This window comes from Bosea sp. 29B (assembly GCF_902506165.1).
In the GTDB taxonomy this organism is placed as follows: Bacteria; Pseudomonadota; Alphaproteobacteria; order Rhizobiales; family Beijerinckiaceae; genus Allobosea.
The window spans coordinates 2937624-2957373 of sequence record NZ_LR733817.1 but is presented as its reverse complement, the minus strand read 5'-3'; the positions used below and the strand labels follow the sequence as shown (position 1 = coordinate 2957373).

19 protein-coding genes are annotated in these 19750 nt (G+C 67.5%); 6 read left to right on the top strand and 13 right to left on the bottom strand.

From position 1 onward, the window contains the following. Positions 1-156 precede the first annotated feature (156 nt). The 4 genes from GV161_RS14465 to uraD form a co-directional block, all read right to left on the bottom strand. Complete coding sequence (locus tag GV161_RS14465; RefSeq protein WP_152012510.1) at positions 157-1206, bottom strand: ABC transporter substrate-binding protein; 1050 nt, start codon at positions 1204-1206, stop codon at positions 157-159. Positions 1207-1323: 117 nt separating this feature from the next. Next, positions 1324-1677 carry a hydroxyisourate hydrolase gene (gene uraH, locus GV161_RS14460; protein WP_152012511.1) on the bottom strand — a complete coding sequence of 118 codons (354 nt, stop codon included), beginning with the start codon at positions 1675-1677 and terminating at the stop codon, positions 1324-1326. 11 nt (positions 1678-1688) lie between these two features. Continuing rightward, positions 1689-2189 (bottom strand): hydroxyisourate hydrolase, encoded by a 501-nt coding sequence (gene uraH, locus GV161_RS14455; protein ID WP_152012512.1) that lies wholly within the window; start codon positions 2187-2189, stop codon positions 1689-1691. A 33-nt stretch (positions 2190-2222) separates the two neighbouring features. After that, positions 2223-2783, bottom strand: coding sequence for a 2-oxo-4-hydroxy-4-carboxy-5-ureidoimidazoline decarboxylase (gene uraD / locus GV161_RS14450; RefSeq protein WP_152012513.1), 561 nt, complete (start codon positions 2781-2783; stop codon positions 2223-2225). Between the two features lie 180 nt (positions 2784-2963). Between uraD and GV161_RS14445 the strand changes: the two genes are divergently transcribed. Then, complete coding sequence (locus GV161_RS14445) at positions 2964-3899, top strand: LysR family transcriptional regulator (protein WP_152012514.1); 936 nt, start codon at positions 2964-2966, stop codon at positions 3897-3899. 381 nt (positions 3900-4280) lie between these two features. Here GV161_RS14445 and GV161_RS14440 read toward each other — a convergent pair whose 3' ends face one another. From GV161_RS14440 to GV161_RS14405, 8 genes are all read right to left on the bottom strand, one after another. Continuing rightward, positions 4281-5612: an MFS transporter gene (locus tag GV161_RS14440; RefSeq protein WP_152012515.1), complete on the bottom strand. Its 1332-nt coding sequence runs from the start codon at positions 5610-5612 to the stop codon at positions 4281-4283. A gap of 328 nt (positions 5613-5940) precedes the next feature. After that, positions 5941-7107, bottom strand: a complete 1167-nt coding sequence (locus GV161_RS14435) for an FAD-binding oxidoreductase (protein WP_152012516.1) — start codon at positions 7105-7107, stop codon at positions 5941-5943. An 8-nt stretch (positions 7108-7115) separates the two neighbouring features. Next, positions 7116-8726, bottom strand: a complete 1611-nt coding sequence (locus GV161_RS14430) for an FAD-dependent oxidoreductase (protein WP_152012517.1) — start codon at positions 8724-8726, stop codon at positions 7116-7118. 146 nt (positions 8727-8872) lie between these two features. Beyond that, positions 8873-9625 (bottom strand): amino acid ABC transporter ATP-binding protein, encoded by a 753-nt coding sequence (locus tag GV161_RS14425; RefSeq protein ID WP_152012518.1) that lies wholly within the window; start codon positions 9623-9625, stop codon positions 8873-8875. 2 nt (positions 9626-9627) lie between these two features. Next, positions 9628-10479, bottom strand: a complete 852-nt coding sequence (locus GV161_RS14420) for an amino acid ABC transporter permease (RefSeq protein WP_152012519.1) — start codon at positions 10477-10479, stop codon at positions 9628-9630. Next, complete coding sequence (locus tag GV161_RS14415; RefSeq protein ID WP_152012520.1) at positions 10476-11225, bottom strand: amino acid ABC transporter permease; 750 nt, start codon at positions 11223-11225, stop codon at positions 10476-10478. The genes GV161_RS14420 and GV161_RS14415 overlap by 4 nt, the downstream gene beginning before the upstream one ends. A 108-nt stretch (positions 11226-11333) precedes the next feature. Continuing rightward, positions 11334-12155: a transporter substrate-binding domain-containing protein gene (locus GV161_RS14410; protein ID WP_152012521.1), complete on the bottom strand. Its 822-nt coding sequence runs from the start codon at positions 12153-12155 to the stop codon at positions 11334-11336. A gap of 88 nt (positions 12156-12243) precedes the next feature. Next, positions 12244-13245, bottom strand: a complete 1002-nt coding sequence (locus tag GV161_RS14405) for a GlxA family transcriptional regulator (protein WP_152012522.1) — start codon at positions 13243-13245, stop codon at positions 12244-12246. 55 nt (positions 13246-13300) lie between these two features. On the opposite strand from GV161_RS14405, the gene GV161_RS14400 reads away from it, so the two are divergent. The 5 genes from GV161_RS14400 (at position 13301) to purU (ending at position 19389) form a co-directional block, all read left to right on the top strand. Then, positions 13301-14551 carry a sarcosine oxidase subunit beta family protein gene (locus GV161_RS14400; RefSeq protein WP_152012523.1) on the top strand — a complete coding sequence of 417 codons (1251 nt, stop codon included), beginning with the start codon at positions 13301-13303 and terminating at the stop codon, positions 14549-14551. Between the two features lie 21 nt (positions 14552-14572). After that, positions 14573-14848 (top strand): sarcosine oxidase subunit delta, encoded by a 276-nt coding sequence (locus tag GV161_RS14395; RefSeq protein ID WP_152012524.1) that lies wholly within the window; start codon positions 14573-14575, stop codon positions 14846-14848. Then, on the top strand, positions 14845-17826 hold the full coding sequence (locus tag GV161_RS14390) for a sarcosine oxidase subunit alpha family protein (protein WP_152012525.1): 2982 nt from the start codon (positions 14845-14847) through the stop codon (positions 17824-17826). Before GV161_RS14395 ends, GV161_RS14390 begins: the two co-directional genes overlap by 4 nt. Continuing rightward, the gene (locus GV161_RS14385) at positions 17819-18439 is read left to right on the top strand and encodes a sarcosine oxidase subunit gamma family protein (RefSeq protein WP_152012526.1); all 621 of its coding nucleotides are present in this window, start codon (positions 17819-17821) and stop codon (positions 18437-18439) included. Before GV161_RS14390 ends, GV161_RS14385 begins: the two co-directional genes overlap by 8 nt. An 86-nt stretch (positions 18440-18525) precedes the next feature. Then, positions 18526-19389, top strand: coding sequence for a formyltetrahydrofolate deformylase (gene purU, locus GV161_RS14380; protein ID WP_201303020.1), 864 nt, complete (start codon positions 18526-18528; stop codon positions 19387-19389). On the opposite strand, the gene GV161_RS30920 is transcribed toward purU, so the two are convergent. Continuing rightward, the gene (locus GV161_RS30920; RefSeq protein WP_201303019.1) at positions 19379-19576 is read right to left on the bottom strand and encodes a hypothetical protein; all 198 of its coding nucleotides are present in this window, start codon (positions 19574-19576) and stop codon (positions 19379-19381) included. The genes purU and GV161_RS30920 overlap by 11 nt on opposite strands. Positions 19577-19750: the final 174 nt, after the last annotated feature.

Below are 19750 nucleotides of genomic sequence, written 5' to 3'. Positions count from 1 at the left end.
CAGGTGATTCAAGTCCATGCGACGGTGATTCAAATGCGGCTCGCAAGCCGTTGGCGACAGAGGTGTTTTCCGCGACCCGGCTTAGCCCGAAGTCGACTCTCGCCGAAGCGGCGGGAGCATGGCTCCCACCGATCCCACGGCGTCGGCCCCAGTGCCCTACCCTGCAAGCGAGCGGATGCGCTCCTGATCCGGCGGCAGGAAGGAGCGGTCGAACACCTCGCGCAGGGACGGCGTGCGCGGCAGCTTCTTGGTCTCGACGATCAGGGCGATCAGGCGGCCGAGGCGGGCATCGTCCATGTCGCCGACGCCGATCCGCTTGCCTTCCGGATGCGCCATCTCGCTCTTCAGCGTGCCGACGAGACGGGTCAGGTTGACGTCGCGCCGGATCGACGGCTCGCGCTTGGCCAGCGCCTCGATCGCGAGATTGGGGTCCTTCGTCGTGTCGGACAGGGCCCGGTTGAAGGCGCGCACCATGCCCGAGAGCGCCCGCGGATTGGCGCTGTAGAGTTCGCGTGTCACGAACAGGGTGTTGCCGTACATGTCCGGCAGGTGGTCGGCATAGTTCAGGAATCGCAGCTCCTTGCGCCCGTCGATGCCGAGCGGTGCCACCGAGGCGATGATCGTGTTGACGAAGCCGAACACGCCCTGCGCGCCCTTGCCCTTCAGCATGTCGGCGACCTGGTTGCCCATCGCCGCCGGCGACTCGACGACCTTGACCTTGCTGACGTCGACGCCGTTGGCACGCGCGAACATGTCGAAGGTGATCAGCGCGGCATCGACCGGATGACCCGAGATCGTCTTGCCTTCGAAATCCTTGGGTGAGCGGATCGGGCTGTCGGCGGGAACGGCGATGGTGAAGGGCACGCTGTTGAAGGTGGTCCAGATCGCCACCGGCCCCTGGTACGGAGCGCTGCGGGCGATGCGCTCGATCAAGGCCGAGATGTCGCCATAGCCGACGTCGAAATTGCCGGCCTTCACCTGCGGGATGATCGCAGCAGCGCCGTCGCCGGGCGAGAAGGCGATGTCGAGGCCTTCCTCGCGCAGATAGCCGCGGTCCTCGGCCAGCAGGAAGAACGAGACCGGGCCCGATAGCGAGGTGTTGAGCAGCAGCTTGTAGCGCTGCGCCTGGGCGGAGGCGCTCATCGGGATGATGGCCGCGCTGGCGGCGAGGCCGGCGGAAAAGGCCCTGCGGTTGATGCTCGGCACGATGGTTCCTCCTGCAAGATGACGATGAACTCGCGATGCCGGGGCGACGCGCCCCGCTTCACATCGTACTCGGACGTGGAATGCCCGTGCCCTGCCGTTTCGGCCGGCGGCACGCTCTCAGCTGCCGCGATAGGTCGAACAGCTTCCCGGCGTGCACAGCAGCGGCACGTGATAGTGCTGCTTCACGTCGAAGACGGAGAAGCGGACCGCCGGGCGATCGATGAACGGCGCCGGATCGCCCGCGCCAGCCTGGCTGCGCAGATACTCGTCGACATGGAAGACGAGCTCGTATTCGCCGAGCCTGGCATCCTCCGGGCGGACGAGCGGCGCGTCGGTGCGGCCGTCCTGGTTGGTCGTCGCCGATTTGACCAGGGTCCAGCCCTCGCCCAGCCTGATCGAGAGGTCGATCCGGACGCCCGCCACCGGCCGGCCGCGGTTGGAATCGAGGATATGCGTGGTGATGCCAGCCATGACCGTGCTCCTCAGCTGCCGCGGTAATAGGAATAGCCCCAGGGCGAGAACAGCACGGGCAGGTGATAGCGCTGCCCGAGATCGGCGATGACGAAGCGGATCGGGACGGTCTTGAGGAAATTCGGCGTCGGCAATTGCGCGCCCCGTGCCCGGAAATAATCCTCGACATGCAACAGGAGTTCGTAGCGCCCGGCCTTCAGCGCCTCGTCGACGAGCAGCGGCTCGTCGGTGCGTCCGTTCTGCGCCGTCACCACCGTCTTGAGCGGGTGGTAGCGATCGCCGTCGAGCACAGAAAGGTCGCAGGTCATGCCGGCGCCCGGCAGGCCGTGATAGGTGTCGATCGCGTGCATGGTCAGGCGCGGGCTCAAGCCGGTCTGCGAGACAGGCGCCACCGTCAGCGCGCCGGGCTGCTGGCCAGGTTGCGGGCTCTGGGCCCGGGCGAGAGCCGGCGCGGCGACAACCGCCGCCCCAGCCGCCAGGATCCGTCGCCGGTCGGTGATCAGGCGATCCATGAATGCTCCCTCGATGTCATGCGTTTGCTGGTCTCAGGCCGCGCGGGAGGCCTGCGATTCATCGGTCACCTGCGCGAGGCGGCTGCGGGTGATGAAGCTGATCTGGGCGAGCGCTTCCTCGCGTTCCGGGGCGGTGTCGCGCGCCGCGCGGCGGGCGAGCTCGGCATAGATGCCGGCCTTGGTGTAGTGCCTGACGCAGGCGATGAACGGGAAGCCGTGGCGCTCGCGATAGGCGCGGTTGAGCGTGTCGATCAGCCGGACCTCCGCCTGAGTCAGGCTGGTGAGGCCGGCGCTGGCCTGCTCGACATCGGAGGACTGGGTCAGCTCGCCCCGCTTCGCCTCGCGCCCGGCAAGCTCCGGATGGGCGCAGAGCAGCGCGATCAGCTTCGCCTCGTCGCTGCCGCGGACGGCGGCTATCATCGCCGCGTGCATCGCGTCGACGCTGGCGAAGGGGCGGGCCGCGAAGGCCGCCTCGGCGACCCAGGACGAGTGCTCGAAGATCGCGCCGAAGGCGGATACGAAAGCGGGCCGATCCATGGCGTTGATCGCCGCCAACGTGAAGGGCGGCTGCGTTGCTTTGGAAGAGGGCGTCATCTCGGTGTCCTGTCCTTCGGATACATGGCCGGCGCGAGCGGCTCGCATCGACATCCCCGGTGTACCGCAAGCCGCTCCTCATTGAGATCGGGCGCCGCCAATTCCCATTATTTGCAAACCCGAATAGAGCCTGAGAGGATCGGCCTGTTAGAGGCCGTTCCGTCGCAGGGACCATCGACCATGCAGCCTCAGGAGAACCCCCTCGACGCTCAGCTCCTGCGGGTCTTCTGCATCCTGATGGCGGAACGCAGCGTCACCCGGACGGCCACGCGGCTGAACCTGTCGCAGCCGGCCACGAGCCTTGCCCTGAAGCGCCTGCGCGAGATCTTCGGCGACCAGCTCCTGGTGCGCGGCCGCGACGGCATGGTGCCGACCGAGCGGGCGATCGCGCTGCAGCAGACCGCGATCAAGGCGCTGGAGGAGCTCGACAACCTGCTGGTCGATCCGAACCGGGTCGATCCGGCCTCGAGCCATCAGAGCTTCACCATCGCCCTGCCGGACTATGTCGCGCCAGCCTATCTCGCCGGCGCCGTGCGCGAATTCCGCCAGCGTGCGCCCCATGCCCGGCTCACCCTGCGCTCGCTCGGCGCCGATTTCGATTTCGAAGGCGCGCTCGCCGCCGGAACCGTCGACATCGTCATCGGGAACTGGCCCTCGCCGCCGCCCTATCTGCGGACGTCGACGCTGTTCGAGGACGATGTCGTCTCCCTCGTCGACCGCGAGCATCCCTTCGCCCGGGAGGTCCCGTCGCGCGCGGAGTTCCTGGCGGCCAACCACATCGCGCCGACGCCCTATTCGATCGCCCATCGCGGCGTGGTCGAGACCCATCTGACGAAGATGCGGATCAGCCGCGAGCGCCGCCTGGTGATCTCGTATTTCGCGATGGCGCCCTATATGCTGGTCGGGACTGACCTGGTCTTCACCACCAGCCGGCATTTCGCGCGCTATTTCACGACGATCCTGCCGCTGGCGATCGTCGAGCCGCCGCTCGAATTCCCGCGCATGCGCTTCTACCAGCTCTGGCACGACCGTACCCAGCACTCGCCGATCCATCACTGGCTGCGCCAGGTCCTGACCCGCAACCGCCTGCCGGGCGAGCCTGCTGCGGGTTCGTAGGAATCGGGCATCGGGACTGTTTGGAAGGGAATCTCGCGGTTCGCTCCACGCTCAAGCCCTCCCCCCGCTTGCGGTGGGGAGGGTTGGGTGGGGGGCAGTGCCGCTTGGTGCTTCGATGAACGAATGAAGCGTCCTGCTTTACGGCCCCCCATCCCTAACCCTTCCCCACCGCAAGCGGGGGGAACGGAACGAGCCAGCCTTGCAAGCGATTGTTTCGGCTCCGCCCCCGCAAACGAAAACGGCCGCCCGCCGGTGAATGGCACCGAGCGAGCGGCCTAGCTGGCGGGGGCTGCTTTCCGCCGTCTGCGACGGAGAACCACTTCCGCTAAGGTAGCGCCTCGCGACGCTCGCGGCTTCTGCGGCCGCGCGCCCCCAGCCTCCCTATTTCCCGGCCTTGCTGGAGACGGGGATGAACTTGATGATCAGGAGCACGGTGGCCGCTTCGAACAGGGCGACCATCCAGAGCCCGGGCGACATCAGCCCCGTCGCATCCTTGATCACGCCCATGGCGAAGGGAGCTCCGAACCCGGCCAGATTCGCCACCGAATTGATCAGGGCGACGCCGGCCGCCGCAGCCGAACCCGACAGGAACAGGTTGGGCATCTGCCAGAACACCGGGATGGCGCTCATCGTGCCGATGATGGCGAAGGCCAGCGCGACCAGAGCGAGATAGGAGCCGTTCGGGATCAGGAAACCGAGCGCCGCCATCGACACCGCTCCCACCAGGGCGGCGACGCCCGTGTGCAGCCGCGCCTCCCGATGACGGTCCGAGCTCCGGCCGATCATGATCATGCCGGCGGCGCCGCAGAGATAGCAGGCCGCCATGATCCAGCCGACGGCGGCCGGACTGGTGAAGCCGAGCTCACGCACCGCGGTCGGGCCCCAGAAGGTCAGGGTCGAGTTCGCAAGGATGATGCAGAAGTAGATCGCGATGAACTGCCACACCCGGGGATCGCGCAGCGACTTCATGATCTTGTGCTCGCGCGGGCCGAGGGCGGCGCGGTCACGTTCCAGATCGGCGAGGATCAGGCTCTTCTCCTTGTCGGTGAGCCAGTTCGCCTTCTCCGGCTTGTCGGTCATGTAGAACAGGGTGACGATACCGGCGATCACCGAGGGAATGCCCTCGATCAGGAAGACCCACTGCCAGCCGGCCCAGCCATTGGCGCCGTTGAGCTGGGTCATGATCGTGCCGGCCAGCGGCCCGCCGAGCACGCCGGCCAGGGCCGAGGCGGACATGAACAGGCCGAAGGCCTTGGCGCGCCGCTCGGTCGGATACCAATAGGTCAGATAGAGGATGATGCCGGGGTAGAAGCCGGCCTCGAAGACGCCCAGCAGGAAGCGCAGGACGTAGAACTGCATCGGCGTCGTCACGAACATCATCGCGACGCAGGTGATGCCCCAGAGCATGGTGATGCGGGCGACAGTCTTACGCGCGCCGATCCGTTCGAGGAGCAGGTTGCTCGGGACCTCGAACAGGAAGTAGCCGATGAAGAAGATGCCGGCGCCCAGGCCGTAGATCGCCTCGCTGAACTTGAGATCGTTCAGCATCTGCAGCTTGGCGAAACCGATGTTGACCCGGTCGATCCAGGCGAGGATCCAGAGGATCATCAGAAACGGGATGAGGCGCCAGGTAACTTTGCTGAAAGCCGCATCCAATTGCTGCGATGACGTGCCCTCGGAGATGTCTGCTCCGTGAGTGACGGCTGTCGACATGATGATCTCCCCTATGTGCCGCGGTCTTCAGGTTCGACCCGACCACTGGCTTCGATCATGCCGAATAATCCGAATGGCCTTCCACGGTGAGACCGGTTCCGAAATGCCCATTATTTGCGGATTGAATAAGCATTTGCAGATTGAATGAGCTTTGCCCGGCAAGACCGCCAGCGGCCGCATGGGATATGCGCGCGAGCCCTCTCCCGGAACGGGGGAGAGGGCTTGTCGTGCGTCCGCAGCCCTCCTATCGCAGAGGGTCCCCCATGCCTCCAGCGATGTAACCGGACAGCTCCGGAGCAAGCCCGAGCGTGACGGTTCCTCGCCCCTTCTACGCCGCCACCGCCTCGGTCGCGGCGGTCACCTGCCAGCCCTGCAGGTCGCGCCAGTTCGGCTCCAGCTCGGCGAAACGCGCCAGTGCGAAGCTGGAGATGTCGGCGAAGCCGCAGGCGCCGTCGACGACGAGATCGCGGATCGCCCGCCCGCTCGCCGGCGAGAGGCCGAAGCCGACGCTCGACAGCGTCGCCACCACGACATTGGCCCGGGAGGCAAGCCGGTCGATCACCGGCCGCCCGTCCGGCGTGTTCTCGATCACGCCAGCCCAGGAGCGGATGATGCGGGCATGCGCCGCCCTGGGCAGCAATTGCGCGAGGCGCTTGCCCATAGGCAGCATCAGCGGCGTGGTCGGCTTAGGCGGCGTGCCCTCCTCCGCCATGGCCAGCCATTCATGCGGCCCGCCGCCATAGGCGAGGTTGCCACGCAGCGTCTGGCGGCCATAGAGCCCGCAACCGTCGACGCCGCCGAGCGGCATCAGCGGCAGCGGCTCGGTGACGATCATCTCGCAGCGTGCCGACTGCACCGGCACCTCCTGCCCGAGCATGGCGGAGAGCCGCCCGGTCTGCGGGCCGGCGGCGAGCACGAGGCTGTCGCAGCCGATCTCGCCGCGATTGGTCTCGACCGCGGTGACGCGGCCGCCTTCGGTCCGGAAGCCGGTGACGGTGGTGTGCTGCAGGATGCGCCCGCCATGGTCCTGCATCGCCCAGGCATAGCCCTGCAGCGTGCGGTGCGGGTTGGCATGGCCACCGAACTTGTAGTGATAGCCGCCGACGACGGTATCGCCCGCCAACGGCACCATTTCCTTGGCCTGCTTGAGGTCAAGCACCTCGGACTCGAAGCCCTGCCGCGCGGCATTGCGCAAGGCGCGGCCATAGAGCGCCATCTGGTGCTCGCTCGACGCAAGGCGAATACGCTCGCCCTTGAACTCGGTCGGATAGCCAAGCAATTCGTCCATGAGCGGCCAGAGCCGCTGCTCCTCGGCGAAGAGCGGCGAATGATGGTGCGAGCAGCCGCCGCCATTGCGGCCGGACGCCTCCCAGCCGATCAGCCCCTTCTCCAGTACCAGCACGTCTACGCCATCGCGCGCCAGCCACCAGCCGGCAGAGAGGCCGGTGACGCCGGCGCCGACGATGACGACCGAAGCTCCCTTGATCTCGCTCATGATGGCTCTCACTCGCTCGCGACGGGGCCGGTCGCGTCGTTGCCCGCGACGGTGTAGCGCGCCGGCACCTCCCAGAACGGCACCCATTGCGCATGCATGCCGAACCAGGTGTCCCAATGCTCGGTCTGCTCGGGCGTCTCAGAGACAAGGGCGGTCATTGCCAGCGACATCGGCCTGACCGGCGCGCGGTAGCCGGCAAGCGGGATCGAAGAGAGCGGCTGCGCCGAGCCGAGCGCCAGCAAAGCGGCGACCTGCTCACGGCAGCGGCGGCCCTGGCAGGGGCCCATGCCAGCACGGGTCAGGCGCTTGACCTGGTCGGGATTGGGCGGGCCCTCGCCGAGCAGCGCCGAGAGCGAGCGATCGTTGCGGCGCTCGTTCTGCCAGTCGAGATAGCGCGGCGGGCGGACTTCGAGGATCTCGCGCGCCGTCACCTCCTCGCATTGGCAGACATGGAATTCGGCCCGGGCCTCGATCACGCTCGCCCGGACCCAGGCGAGGCGATAGGCGGAGATGTCATAGCCCGGCGCGGGCGGCGAAGCCGCTTCCATGCTGACGCTGCCCTCCCCGATCGCCGCTACCGCGCGAGCGGCCTCGACCTCGGCGACGGTACGATCGCGCGTCTTGCTCGCCCAGAGGCCGGCGCAATCGCCGACGGCGTAGACATTCGCGAGGCTGGTGCGCTGGCCGGCATCGAGCACGGGCGCGTAGCCACCGCGCTCGGCCTGGAAGGCGACCTTGCAGCCGGCGGCGTCGATCAGGTCGATGACCGGCGTCGCGCCGACCGCCAGCACGATACCGTCGCAGGCAACGGCACGCTCGTCGTCCGTCGGACGGCCCTCGCCGTCCAGCCTCGCGACAACAGCCGCTTCGACGCTGTCGCGGCCGGCCGCTTCGCGCACGACATGGCCGGCCAGGATTTCGGTACCACCGGCGCTGAGGTTCGCCAGCAATTCCACCTCGCCGATCGTCTCTTGCGCCTGTTCGACGATGGCGGCGATCGTTACGCCCGCCTCCCGCAGGGCGAGCGCCGTGGTCAGCGCCTCCGTATTCGAGCCGAGGATCACGACCTTGCGTGGGCCGAAAGCGTCATAGCGGGTCGCGAGGTTGAGCGCGGCGGTGGCGCCCATCACGCCGGGCTTCTCCCAGCCGGGGAAGCCGAGGCCCATGTCGCGGCGGCCGCAGGCGAGGATGACGTGCTGCGCCTGGACGAGGATGCTGCGCTCCTCATCGGCGAGACCGGCGACGAGGCCCGGCATCCAGCCGAGTGCCGGGCCGTTGGCGTAGAGCCCCCAGCAGGCCGTGCCGAGACGGAGATCGACGCCGGCCTCGAAGGCTTCCGCGATCCGCGGCTCGGAGGCGACGAAGGCCTCCATCATGGCGTTGCGGTTGCGGGCGCTGGCCGCCATGCCCTGACCGAAATGCAGCGGGACGTCGTCGCCCATCGTCCTGAACGGGACCGGGTTCTCGTCGACCAGCAGCACATTGAGGCCGCGCGCGGCGGCGCCAATCGCGGCCTCCAGACCGGCGGGACCACCGCCGACGACGAGGACATCGACACTCTGCGCGATGGCGAGCGGCTTGCCGGTGACGGATTTGGGGTCGGAGGCCGGGATGGTCATGGGCTGCGCTTTCGAATGACTGCGTTCATTCTTGGCGCCGGCGCCTGGCAGGGCCGGCCGGTTTGCGACATCGACCGGCCGGGACGCGACATCCGGGCCGCAGGACTTGCCGGCCAAAGTACTTGCCGACCAAAGTAACTGCCGGCTCAAAGCACCTGTTCGAGGAAGGCGCGGGTGCGCGTCTCGCGCGGCGCGCCGAAGAATTCGGCCGGGGCTGCGTGCTCGACGATGACCCCGCCATCGGTGAAGTAGACGTGGTCGGCGACCTCGCGCGCGAAGCCCATCTCATGGGTGACGAGGATGCAGGTCATGCCCTCGGCCGCGAGGTCGCGGATGGTGACGAGCACCTCCTTCTTGGTCTCGGGGTCAAGCGCGGCGGTGACCTCGTCGAAGAGCATGACCTTCGGGTTCATCGCCAGCGAGCGGGCAATGGCAACGCGCTGCTGCTGGCCGCCGGAGAGCTCGCCCGGATAAGCCTCGTGCTTGTGCGACAGGCCAACCTTGGCGAGCAGGCGCCTGGCCCGCTCCCCGACCTCGGCAGGGTCCTGCTTCAGCACATGGATCGGCGCCATCATCACGTTCTGAAGCGCCGTCTTGTGCGGGAAGAGATTGTATTGCTGGAAGACGATGCCGACGTCGCGGCGCAGCGCCAGCTTGTCCAGCGCGGGATCGTTGACCTGCCGGCCGGCGACGATGATCGAGCCCTTGCTGATCGGCACCAGCGCGTTGATGCAGCGCAGCAGCGTCGACTTGCCGGAGCCGGACGGGCCGATGATGCAGACGGTCTCGCCGCGGCGGATGGTGAGACTGACGTCCTTGAGCACGACGAAGGCGCCGAACGCCTTCTCGACGCCCTCGACGACGACGACCGGCTCGCCGAGTTCATGCTTGGCAGCCATGGTCATCCCTTCACGTTGAAACGGCGCTCGAGCGCCATGGTCAGGCGCGCGATCGGGTAGCAATAGGCAAAGAACATCAGGAGCAGCAGCAGGTACATCGGCAGCATCAGCTCCGGCCGGCTCTCGGCGACGAGGGCGGCGCGCGTGATGGTGAGCCCGTCCTGGATGCCGACGACCGAGATCAGCGTCGTCGCCATCGTCAGGATGGCGTAGAGGTTCATCCAGGGCGGCAGCATGCGCTTCACCGCCTGCGGCAGGATGATCATCCACATCGTCTGGCGGCGGGTGAAGGCGAGCGCCTCGGCCGATTCCCACTGGCCCGTGGGGATAGAGCGGATGCCGCCGCGCACGATCTCCGAGACATTGGCCGCGACGGGAAGCGCGAGCCCGATGATCGCCTTGACCCAGGCCGGAAAGGCGATGGTGACCGGCCCGAGCCTGATCTCGAAGGGTAAAAGGAACATCGCGTAGAACAGCAGGACGAGCCAGGGCGCGTTGCGGAAGAACTGCGTCGCCGCCCAGGATGGCTGGCGCAAAGCGGCGGAGGGCGAGACCTGGCCGATACCGAACAGCACGCCGACCGTGGTGCCGAGCGCCATCGAGAGCACGCTGATCAGCAGGTTGAACAGGAAGCCCTGGAAGATCAGCGGCGCCCAGCGCAGCAGGATGGTGACGGCGCCGTCGCGCGCCGCGGGAGCCGTCACTTGCGCCACCGCGAGCGAGGCAGCGAAGAGGATGGCGACACCAGCGACGAGGCCGGCGCTCAGGACCATCGGCGCGGCGAGTCCGCTCGGCGCGATGGGCGTCGCTCGGAAGGGCTTCAGGACCGGGAGATCGGTTACGCCTGTCTTCATGGCATGTATCCGGGAATGCGCATGGCCCGCTCCCAGCGATGCATCACCCAGACCAGGACCGCGACGAGCAGCACATAGACGACGAGCAGCACGTTCATCATCTCGCGGACGTTGAAGACCTCGGACCAGATCTGCGACGCCGCGTAGAGCAGCTCGGGCACGCCGATGGCGTAGGCCAGCGTCGTGGTCTTCACGAGGTTGACGAGGTTGTTGTTGAGCGCCGGCAGGCAGATGCGGAAGGCGAGCGGCAGCACGATCTGGCGCCAGAGCTGGAAGCGGGTATAGCCGAGCGATTCCGCCGCCTCGACCATCGTCTCCGGCACCGCCTCGATGCCGGCGCGGAAGATCTCGACATTGAAGGCGCCGGCGAAGAGCGAAAAGGCGATGATCGCCCAGCCTGTGCCGCTGACGAGCGGCGACTGCCCGCCAAAGCCGTCCGAGACGGTCGGCAGCATTCCGCCGACGGCGAAATAGAAGAAGGAAAGCTGCACCAGCGGCGGCGTGTTGCGGAAGAACTGGACGTACCCCCGCACCACGAGCCGGCCAAGCCGCGAATTACCGCCGGCTATCCAGACGCCGAGCAGCCCGATCACGAGCGAGGCGAGGATCGAGACGACGCAGATATAGCTCGTCGTCCACAGCCCGGTCAGGAAGCGCGAGCGGTCGAAGGCGTCATAGAAGATCGAGAAGTTGAGGCCGTGGGCCTCGTTCAGGCGCTCGAAGAAAGCGGCGATCATGTCCGACATCTCGGGATGACTTGGTGCGTCATGGTCGGGCCTGGCCCGACCATCCCGAAAACCAGAACCCTCTGGTCATGAGATTCTCGGGGCAAGCCCGAGAATGACGCCCCGAAGCTACGAACCGCCCTTCAGCTTCTTGTTGGTCTCGATCAGATAGGGGCTCTGCTTGATGCCCCATTTGGTCTCGAGCGCGAGCAGCTTGCCGCTCTTATGCCAGTCGACCGACATCTCCTTGACCAGCTTGCCGAAGGGCCCGTCGAGATCGTCGAGGCGCACGCCGATCGCCCAGAGCTGCGGATCCTCCGAGACCAGCGGCATCTCGTAGTTCGCCCATTTCGGGTCGCCCCCCGACAGCGTCGAGACGATCAGCGTGTCGTCGAACAGGAAGGCGACGCAGTTGTTGCCCAGCAGCGCGTTCAGCCCGTCCGGGACCGAGGGGAACACCACCATCTCCGGCGCATACATCTGCGAGACGCGGCGGTTGTAATAGGCGCCCTGCACGGCGCAGACCTTGCGGCCCTTGAGGTCTTCCCACTTCTTCAGGCCGGCGCTCTTGGGCGCGAGCACATTGGTGGCCCCCGCATAGTAGTTCGGCTCAATCATGCCGATCTGCTTGCGCCGTTCGGCCGTGTCGCCGAGCGTCGCAAGGATCATGTCGATGCGGCCCTGACGCAGGAACTCGATGCGGTTGGCCGCGATCACCGGCACCATCTCGAGCTTCACGCCGATCTTGGCAGCGACCTCCTGGGCGAGATCGATCTCGAGGCCGACGATCTTGCCTGACGGATCGAGGAAGCCCCAGGGCTTGTAGTCGTTCTTGACGCCGACGGTGAGGACGCCCTTTTCCTTGATCTTGGCGAGCGTGTCCTGCGCGAAGGCCGGCACGGCGGCAAGCGTGGCGGCGAGTGCGAACGCCAGGGCAGTCAATCGTTTCATCGGTCGCGATCCCCTTGTTTTATTATGAAGCTCTAGCTTCCGGCGGATCGGCGCACAGATTTGACGTAGTGCGACGTTTTCTTGACTCTCAGCGGCGAGCCGGACGGACCTCCTGAACGCGCTCGGCCCGTGGTGGGTGGCCGAAGCGCTCGCGATAGCTGCGCGAGAAATGGCTGGCGCTGGCAAAGCCGCAGGCGAGCGCCGTCTCCAGGATCGAGAGGCTGGTCTGGCGCAACAGGTCTCGGGCACGATCGAGGCGCAAGGCGAGATAATGCTCGCCGAGCGAACGGCCGAGATGCTGGCGGAACAGGCGTTCGAGCTGGCGCAGCGAGACATTGGCGAGGCGAGCGAGCTCCTCCCGCGGCTCAGGAGTCTCGATGGTCTGCTCCATGCGGGCGATGACGCGCAGAAGCGGTGCGTGGGCGATGCCCAGCCGCTCGCGCAGCGGCATGCGCTGCGGCCCCGCCCCTTCCCTGACATGGGTCTGCAGGAACCATTCGCTGACCGCGAGCGCGAGCTCGCTGCCATGCTCGCGCGCGATCACCCCGTGCAGCATGTCGAGCGGCGCGGTACCGCCGCTGCAGGTCAGGCGGTCGCGGTCGATCTCGTAGAGCGAGCGGCGCAGGTCGAGCTCGGGATACTCCTCGAGGAAAGCCGGCGCGTGCTCCCAGTGGATGGTGAAGCGATAGCCGGAGAGCAAATTGGCGCGCGCCAGCAGATAGGGGCCGCCCGAGACGCCGCCGATCTTCACCCCGCGCCGCGCCAGCTGGCGCAGCCAGGCAAAGGTCGGCTGGTGATGGAAGAGCGCCGGATTGCCGCCGGCGCAGACGAAGAGGTAGTCGAGCCGAAGCTCGGCGCCGACGCTGGCATCAGCGGCGATGGCAACACCGTTCGAGGCCGGCGCCGCTGCGCCGTCGATCGAGACATGGCTCCAGCGATAGAGCGGCCGGCCCGAGAGCCGGTTGGCGGCGCGCAGCGGCTCGATCGCCGAGGCGTAGGGCAATAGCGCGAAGTCGGGGATCAGCAGGAAGCCGACATGGGTCGGCGCACCGTCGTCGCAATCAGACAATCCTGTGTCGCTAACAAGCATGTCGGCGAGCCTATGTCGGTCAATCTCCTGATGACAAGACCGCCCGGACCCCTCGATGCGCTATTCCATCTTCTCGCTGCTGTCGCAGACCCTGCAGGGCCACAAGGGCTGGACTCCGGCCTGGCGCGATCCCGCACCGAAGCCCAAATACGACGTCATCATCATCGGCGGCGGCGGCCATGGCCTGGCGACGGCGCATTATCTCGCCAGCCGGCACGGCATCAGCAATGTCGCGGTGTTGGAGAAGGGCTATCTCGGCTCCGGCAATGTCGGCCGCAACACCACGATCATCCGCTCGAACTACCTGCTGCCGGGCAACACCCCGTTCTACGAGCTCTCGATGAAGCTCTGGGAAGGGCTGGAGCAGGACCTGAACTACAATGCCATGGTCAGCCAGCGCGGCGTCTTGAACCTCTACCATTCCGACGCCCAGCGCGACGCCTTCGCGAGGCGCGGCAATGCGATGCGGCTCGCCGGGGTCGATGCCGAACTGCTTGGCAGCGAACAGGTCCGGGCGATGCTGCCCTATCTCGATTTCGACAATGCCCGCTTCCCGATCCAGGGCGGGTTGCTGCAGCGCCGCGGCGGCTCGGCCCGGCACGACGCCGTCGCCTGGGGCTTCGCCCGCGCCGCCGACAGCCGCGGCGTCGACATGATCCAGAACTGCGAGGTCACCGGCATCACCATGTCAGGCGGGCGCGCCATCGGCGTCGAGACCTCGCGCGGGCCGATCCGGGCGAAGAAGATCGCCATGGCGGTCGCCGGCAACTCCTCGCGCGTCGCGGCGATGGCGGGGATGCGCCTGCCGATCGAGACCCATGTCCTGCAGGCCTTCGTCTCGGAGGGGCTGAAGCCGCTGATCGACGGCGTCGTCACCTTCGGTGCCGGGCACTTCTATATCAGCCAGTCCGACAAGGGCGGGCTCGTCTTCGGCGGCGACATCGACGGCTACAATTCCTACGCCCAGCGCGGCAACCTGCCGGTGATCGAGGACGTGATGGAATCGGCGATGGCGCTGTGGCCGGGGCTCGGCCGGGTGCGCATGCTGCGCCATTGGGGCGGCGTGATGGACATGTCGATGGACGGCTCGCCGATCATCGATACGACGCCAGTCGACGGGCTCTACCTCAATGCCGGCTGGTGCTATGGCGGCTTCAAGGCGACGCCGGCCTCGGGCTTCTGCTTCGCCCATCTGATCGCGACGGGACAGCCGCACCCGGTCGCCACCGCCTATCGGCTCGACCGCTTCGCCACCGGGCGCGTGATCGACGAAAAGGGCGCCGGCGCCCAGCCGAACCTGCACTGACCGCGCGTCGCCGAGGATCCCATGCGCATCACCTGTCCCCATTGCGGCGCGCGCGACGCCCAGGAATTCAGCTATCTCGGCGCCGCCGATTTGCAACGGCCCGAAGGCATGGCGGCGAGCGAGGCCGCGATGGCCGAGTATGTCTATCAGCGCGACAACCCGGCCGACGTCCATCGCGAGCTCTGGTATCACGGTGCCGGCTGCCATGCCTGGCTGGTCGTGACCCGCGACACCCGCAACCATGCGATCACGGCGGTCGAGGTTGCGAAGGCACACAAGGCGGGAGCGACGGCATGAGCACCCAGCCTTTCCGCCTCGCTTCCGGCGGCCTGATCGATCGCGGCCATCAGCTGGATTTCAGCTTCGACGGCACCTCCTACCGTGGCTATGCCGGCGATACGCTCGCTTCCGCGCTGCTCGCCAATGGCGTGCGCCTGGTCGGCCGCTCCTTCAAATACCATCGCCCGCGCGGCATCCTCTCGGCCGGGCCAGAGGAGCCGAACGCGTTGGTCGAACTGCGCTCAGGTGCGCGCCGCGAGCCCAACACCCGCGCCACCGTCGTCGAATTGTTCGCCGGGCTGGACGCCGCGAGCCAGAACCGCTGGCCTTTGCTCGCCTTCGACCTGCTCTCGATCAACGGGCTGGTCTCGCCGGCCCTGGTCGCGGGCTTCTACTACAAGACCTTCATGTGGCCGGCCTCGTTCTGGGAGAAGCTCTACGAGCCGCTGATCCGCCGCGCCGCCGGCCTCGGCCGTGCCGCCGGATCCGAAGACCCGGACCATTACGAAAAAGCCTTCGCCTTCTGCGACCTGCTGGTGATCGGCGGCGGGCCGGCCGGCCTCGCCGCAGCTTTGGCAGCCGGACGCAGCGGCGCCCGCGTCATCCTGTGCGACGAGGATTTCCGGCTCGGCGGGCGGCTGCTGGCCGAGAAGCGCGAGATCGGCGGCAAGCAGGCATCCGAATGGCTTGCCGCGACGCTGGCCGAGCTCCAAAGCCTGCCGGAGGTGCGGATCATGTCGCGCACCACCGTGTTCGGCCTCTACGACCACGGCATCTACGGCGCGGTCGAGCGGGTCGCCGACCATCTGCCGCGGCCGCCGGCCCATCTGCCGCGCCAGCGCGGCTGGCGCATCCAGGCCAAGCGGGCGATCCTCGCCGCCGGCGCGCTCGAGCGGCCGATCGTCTTTGCGGGCAATGATCGGCCCGGCGTCATGCTGGCCGGCGCGGTGCGCTCCTACGTCAATCGCCATGGCGTCCTGCCCGGCCGCGAGACCGTGCTGTTCACCGCCGGCGACGATGGCTGGACAACGGCCCGCGATATCGCCGCTGCCGGCGGCAAGGTCGCCGCGATCGTCGATTCCCGCCCCGCCGATCCGGCGCGCAAGGCGCTCGCCGACAAGCTCGGCGCACGGCTCTTCGCCGGCGGCGCCGTGATGGCCGCGCGCGGCGGGCGGCAGCTCAGCGGCGTCACCATTCGCGATGCCTCGGGTGCGAAGAGCGAGCTGTCTTGCGATTTGCTCGCCGTCTCGAATGGCTGGAACCCGACGCTGCACCTGACCTCGCACCAGAACGGCAAGCCGGCCTGGGACGATGGTCTGCAATGCTTCGTGCCGGGCACCGTGCCGGCCGGACTTGCGGTCGCCGGCAGCGCCGCCGGGCGGTTCACCCTGGCGCAGGCGCTGGAGGACGGCGCGAGACTGGGAAGCGAAGCGGCGGTCGAAGCCGGATTGGCCGCTATCCCGGCTGAGCCCATCCCGGCAACCGATCCGGAGACGAACGGGCTCGCGCCGGTCTGGCGGGTGAGTGGTGGCAAGGGCAAGGCCTTCGTCGATTACCAGAACGACGTCACCGACAAGGATGTCGAGCTCGCTGCCCGCGAGGGCTTCCGGCCGGTGGAGCATCTCAAGCGCTACACCACGCTCGGCATGGCGACCGATCAGGGCAAGACCTCGAACCTCTCCGGTCTCGCCATCATGGCCGAGCAGACCGGCCGGACGATCCCGCAGACCGGCACCACCACCTTCCGCCCGCCCTATACGCCGGTCGCGATCGGCGCGCTCGCCGGCCATCACCGCGGCAAGGATTTCAGGCCGATCCGGCTGGCGCCGACGCATGACTGGTCAAAGGAGCAAGGCGCCGTCTTCGTCGAGGCCGGGCCATGGCTGCGAGCGCAATACTATCCGCGTCCCGGCGAGAATGACTGGCTGACGACGGTCAACCGCGAGGTCAAGGCGGTGCGCGCCGGCGTCGGCCTCTGCGATGTCTCGACGCTCGGCAAGATCGACATCCAGGGCGCTGACGCCGCCGAATTCCTGGAGCGGGTCTACATCAATGGCTGGAAGGCGCTGCCGGTCGGCAAGGCGCGCTACGGGCTGATGCTGCGTGAGGACGGCTTCGTCATGGACGACGGCACCACCTCGCGCCTCGGCGAGACGCATTTCCTGATGACGACCACCACCGCCAATGCCGGCAAGGTGATGCAGCATCTCGAATTCTGCCATCAGGTGCTGTGGCCGGAGCTCGATGTCCGCATGGTCTCGGTCTCCGAGCAATGGGCGCAGGTCGCCATCGCCGGCCCCAAGGCGCGCGAGACTCTGCGCGGCGTCATTGATCCCGAGCACGACCTCTCGAACGAGGCCTTCCCCTATCTCGCGGCGCGGGCGGTCACCGTCGGCAGCGGTATCCCGGCGCGGCTCTTCCGCATCTCGTTCTCGGGTGAGCTCGCCTATGAGCTGGCGGTCCCGGCCGACTATGGCGATGCGATGGTGCGGGCGCTGATGCAGGCGGGCGCGCCCTTCGGCATCACGCCCTATGGCACCGAGGCGCTCGGCGTGATGCGCATCGAGAAGGGCCATGTCGCCGGCAACGAGCTCAACGGCCAGACCACGGCGCGCGATCTCGGCCTTGGCAAGATGATGTCGTCGAAGAAGGATTTCGTCGGGCGCCTGATGGCGGGCCGGCAGGCCCTGGTCGAGCAGGACCGCCCCGCCTTCGTCGGCTTCAAGCCGGTCGAGCCCGGCCAGCGCCTGCGCGCCGGCGCGCATTTCATCGGTGTCGGCAAGCCGGCGGTGATGGAGAATGACGAGGGCTACATGACTTCGGTCGCCTACTCCCCGCACCTCAACCGCTGGATGGGGCTCGGCCTGATCAGGGGCGGCGCAGCCCGCATCGGCGAGCGCGTGCGCGCCTATGACCCGGTGCGCAATGGCGACGTCGTCGTCGAGATCTGCTCGCCGATCTTCGTCGATCCCGAAGGAGCCCGCCTTCATGGCTGAGACAGCGACCTTGTGGGCGCCGCGTGGCGCCTGGGCCGGCATCGCGCAGGCCGGCCAGATCGGCGCAACCGGACCGGCCGGCGTCACCGCGACCCTGCTCGACGGCTTCGGGCTGGCGACGCTGATCGCCGCGCCGGGCCGGACGACCGCGTTGTCGCAGGCTGTCGAAGGGCGGCTGAACATCGCCCTGCCGACGACGCCGAAGGTCGTCTCGAATGCTACCCATGACGCGATCTGGTCCGGCCCCGAGCAATGGCTTCTGCGCGCCGCTACGCGCGACGGCTTTCGCGGCCTGCTGGAGGCGCTCGCGACTCAAGCCGCGGTCAGCGACCAGAGCGACGCGCGCGCCGCAATCCGGCTCTCCGGCCTGCCTGTGCGCGACGTCCTGGCCAAGGGCGTGATGCTCGATCTGCATCCCGCCGCCTTCGCGGTCAGCGATACCGCCTTGACAAGCATCGCCCATATCGGTGTCCATCTCTGGCGGCTCGCTGACGGGCCGGATGGATCCGTGTTCGAGATCATGGTCGCACGCAGCATGGTAGGAAGCTTCTGGTCCTGGTTCGCCGCCTCCGCGGCCGAATTCGGCTGCCGGGTCTCCACCGGCCGAGGTTGACGGCAGCGCGCCGCGCGCCGTCCCTTCCTTCGACCTTTCCCGATCCTCATTGTTCAGGGACCCGCGCGAGCGGGCCGATCCGTCACATGTCCGATTCTCCAATGATCCTTGCTTTGTCCTGCCCCGACCGGCCGGGCATCGTCGCCGCCGTCTCGACGCTGCTGGCCGAGGCCGGCTGCAACATCCGCGACGCCCAGCAGTTCGACGACCTCGAAACTGGCCGCTTCTTCATGCGGGTGGTGTTCGACCGGCTGGAGGGCGCCCGCAGCGCCCCCGAGATCCGCGGCCTCGTCGACGAGCTGGCAGCGCGCTTCAAGATGACCGTCTCGCTGCGCGACGCGGCCGCCCGCAAGCGCGTGCTGCTGCTGGTCTCGAAATTCGACCATTGCCTAGCCGATTTGATCTATCGCTGGCGCATCGGCGAATTGCCGATGGAAATCACGGCAATCGTCTCCAACCATGCCCGCGAGCACATCGCCTCAACCGATCTCGGCGACCTGCCCTTCCACCACATGCCGGTCAATCGGCAGACCAAGATGGAGCAGGAGGCCGAGCTCTGGCGCCTGATCCAAGAGTCCGGCAGCGATCTCGTCGTGCTCGCCCGCTACATGCAGGTCCTGTCGGACGGGCTCTCGGCCAAGCTCTCGGGACGCTGCATCAACATCCACCATTCGTTCCTGCCCGGCTTCAAGGGCGCCAAGCCCTACCACCAGGCGCATGAGCGCGGGGTCAAGCTGATCGGCGCGACCGCCCATTACGTCACCTCCGATCTCGACGAAGGACCGATCATCGAGCAGGACGTCGAGCGCATCAGCCATCGCGACACGCCAGACGACCTCGTCCGCAAGGGCCGCGACATCGAGCGGCGCGTGCTGGCGCGGGCGGTACGCTATCATCTCGAGGATCGCGTGCTGCTCAACGGCAAGAAGGCCGTCGTCTTCACGGATTGATGTGAAGCGTCGGTGCGGCTGGGGCTTCGCTGTGCACCAGCTCCGGCCCGCCGATGTCGAGACCCGGCATCGGCCGCCAGGCCATCCGGCGGTTGCGGCCGAGGCCCCACAACTCGTCAAAGCGCTCGGGCAAAGCCCGCAGCGCATCGAAATTGCCGTGAATGTCCGAGATGATGACGAGCTTCATCGGCTCGCATTCGCATGGCGCCGACGACGAGTACTGCGCAAGCGCTGGCCCGATAGCCTGCCGAGCGGGCACCGCATCATGGCGGTTTGTGCGGGTGCGAACACAGAGAACGGCAGATCGTTCTTGCGGCGAGGCGGCACATTGGCGGCGGCAGACATCGTCGCCGCAAACAAG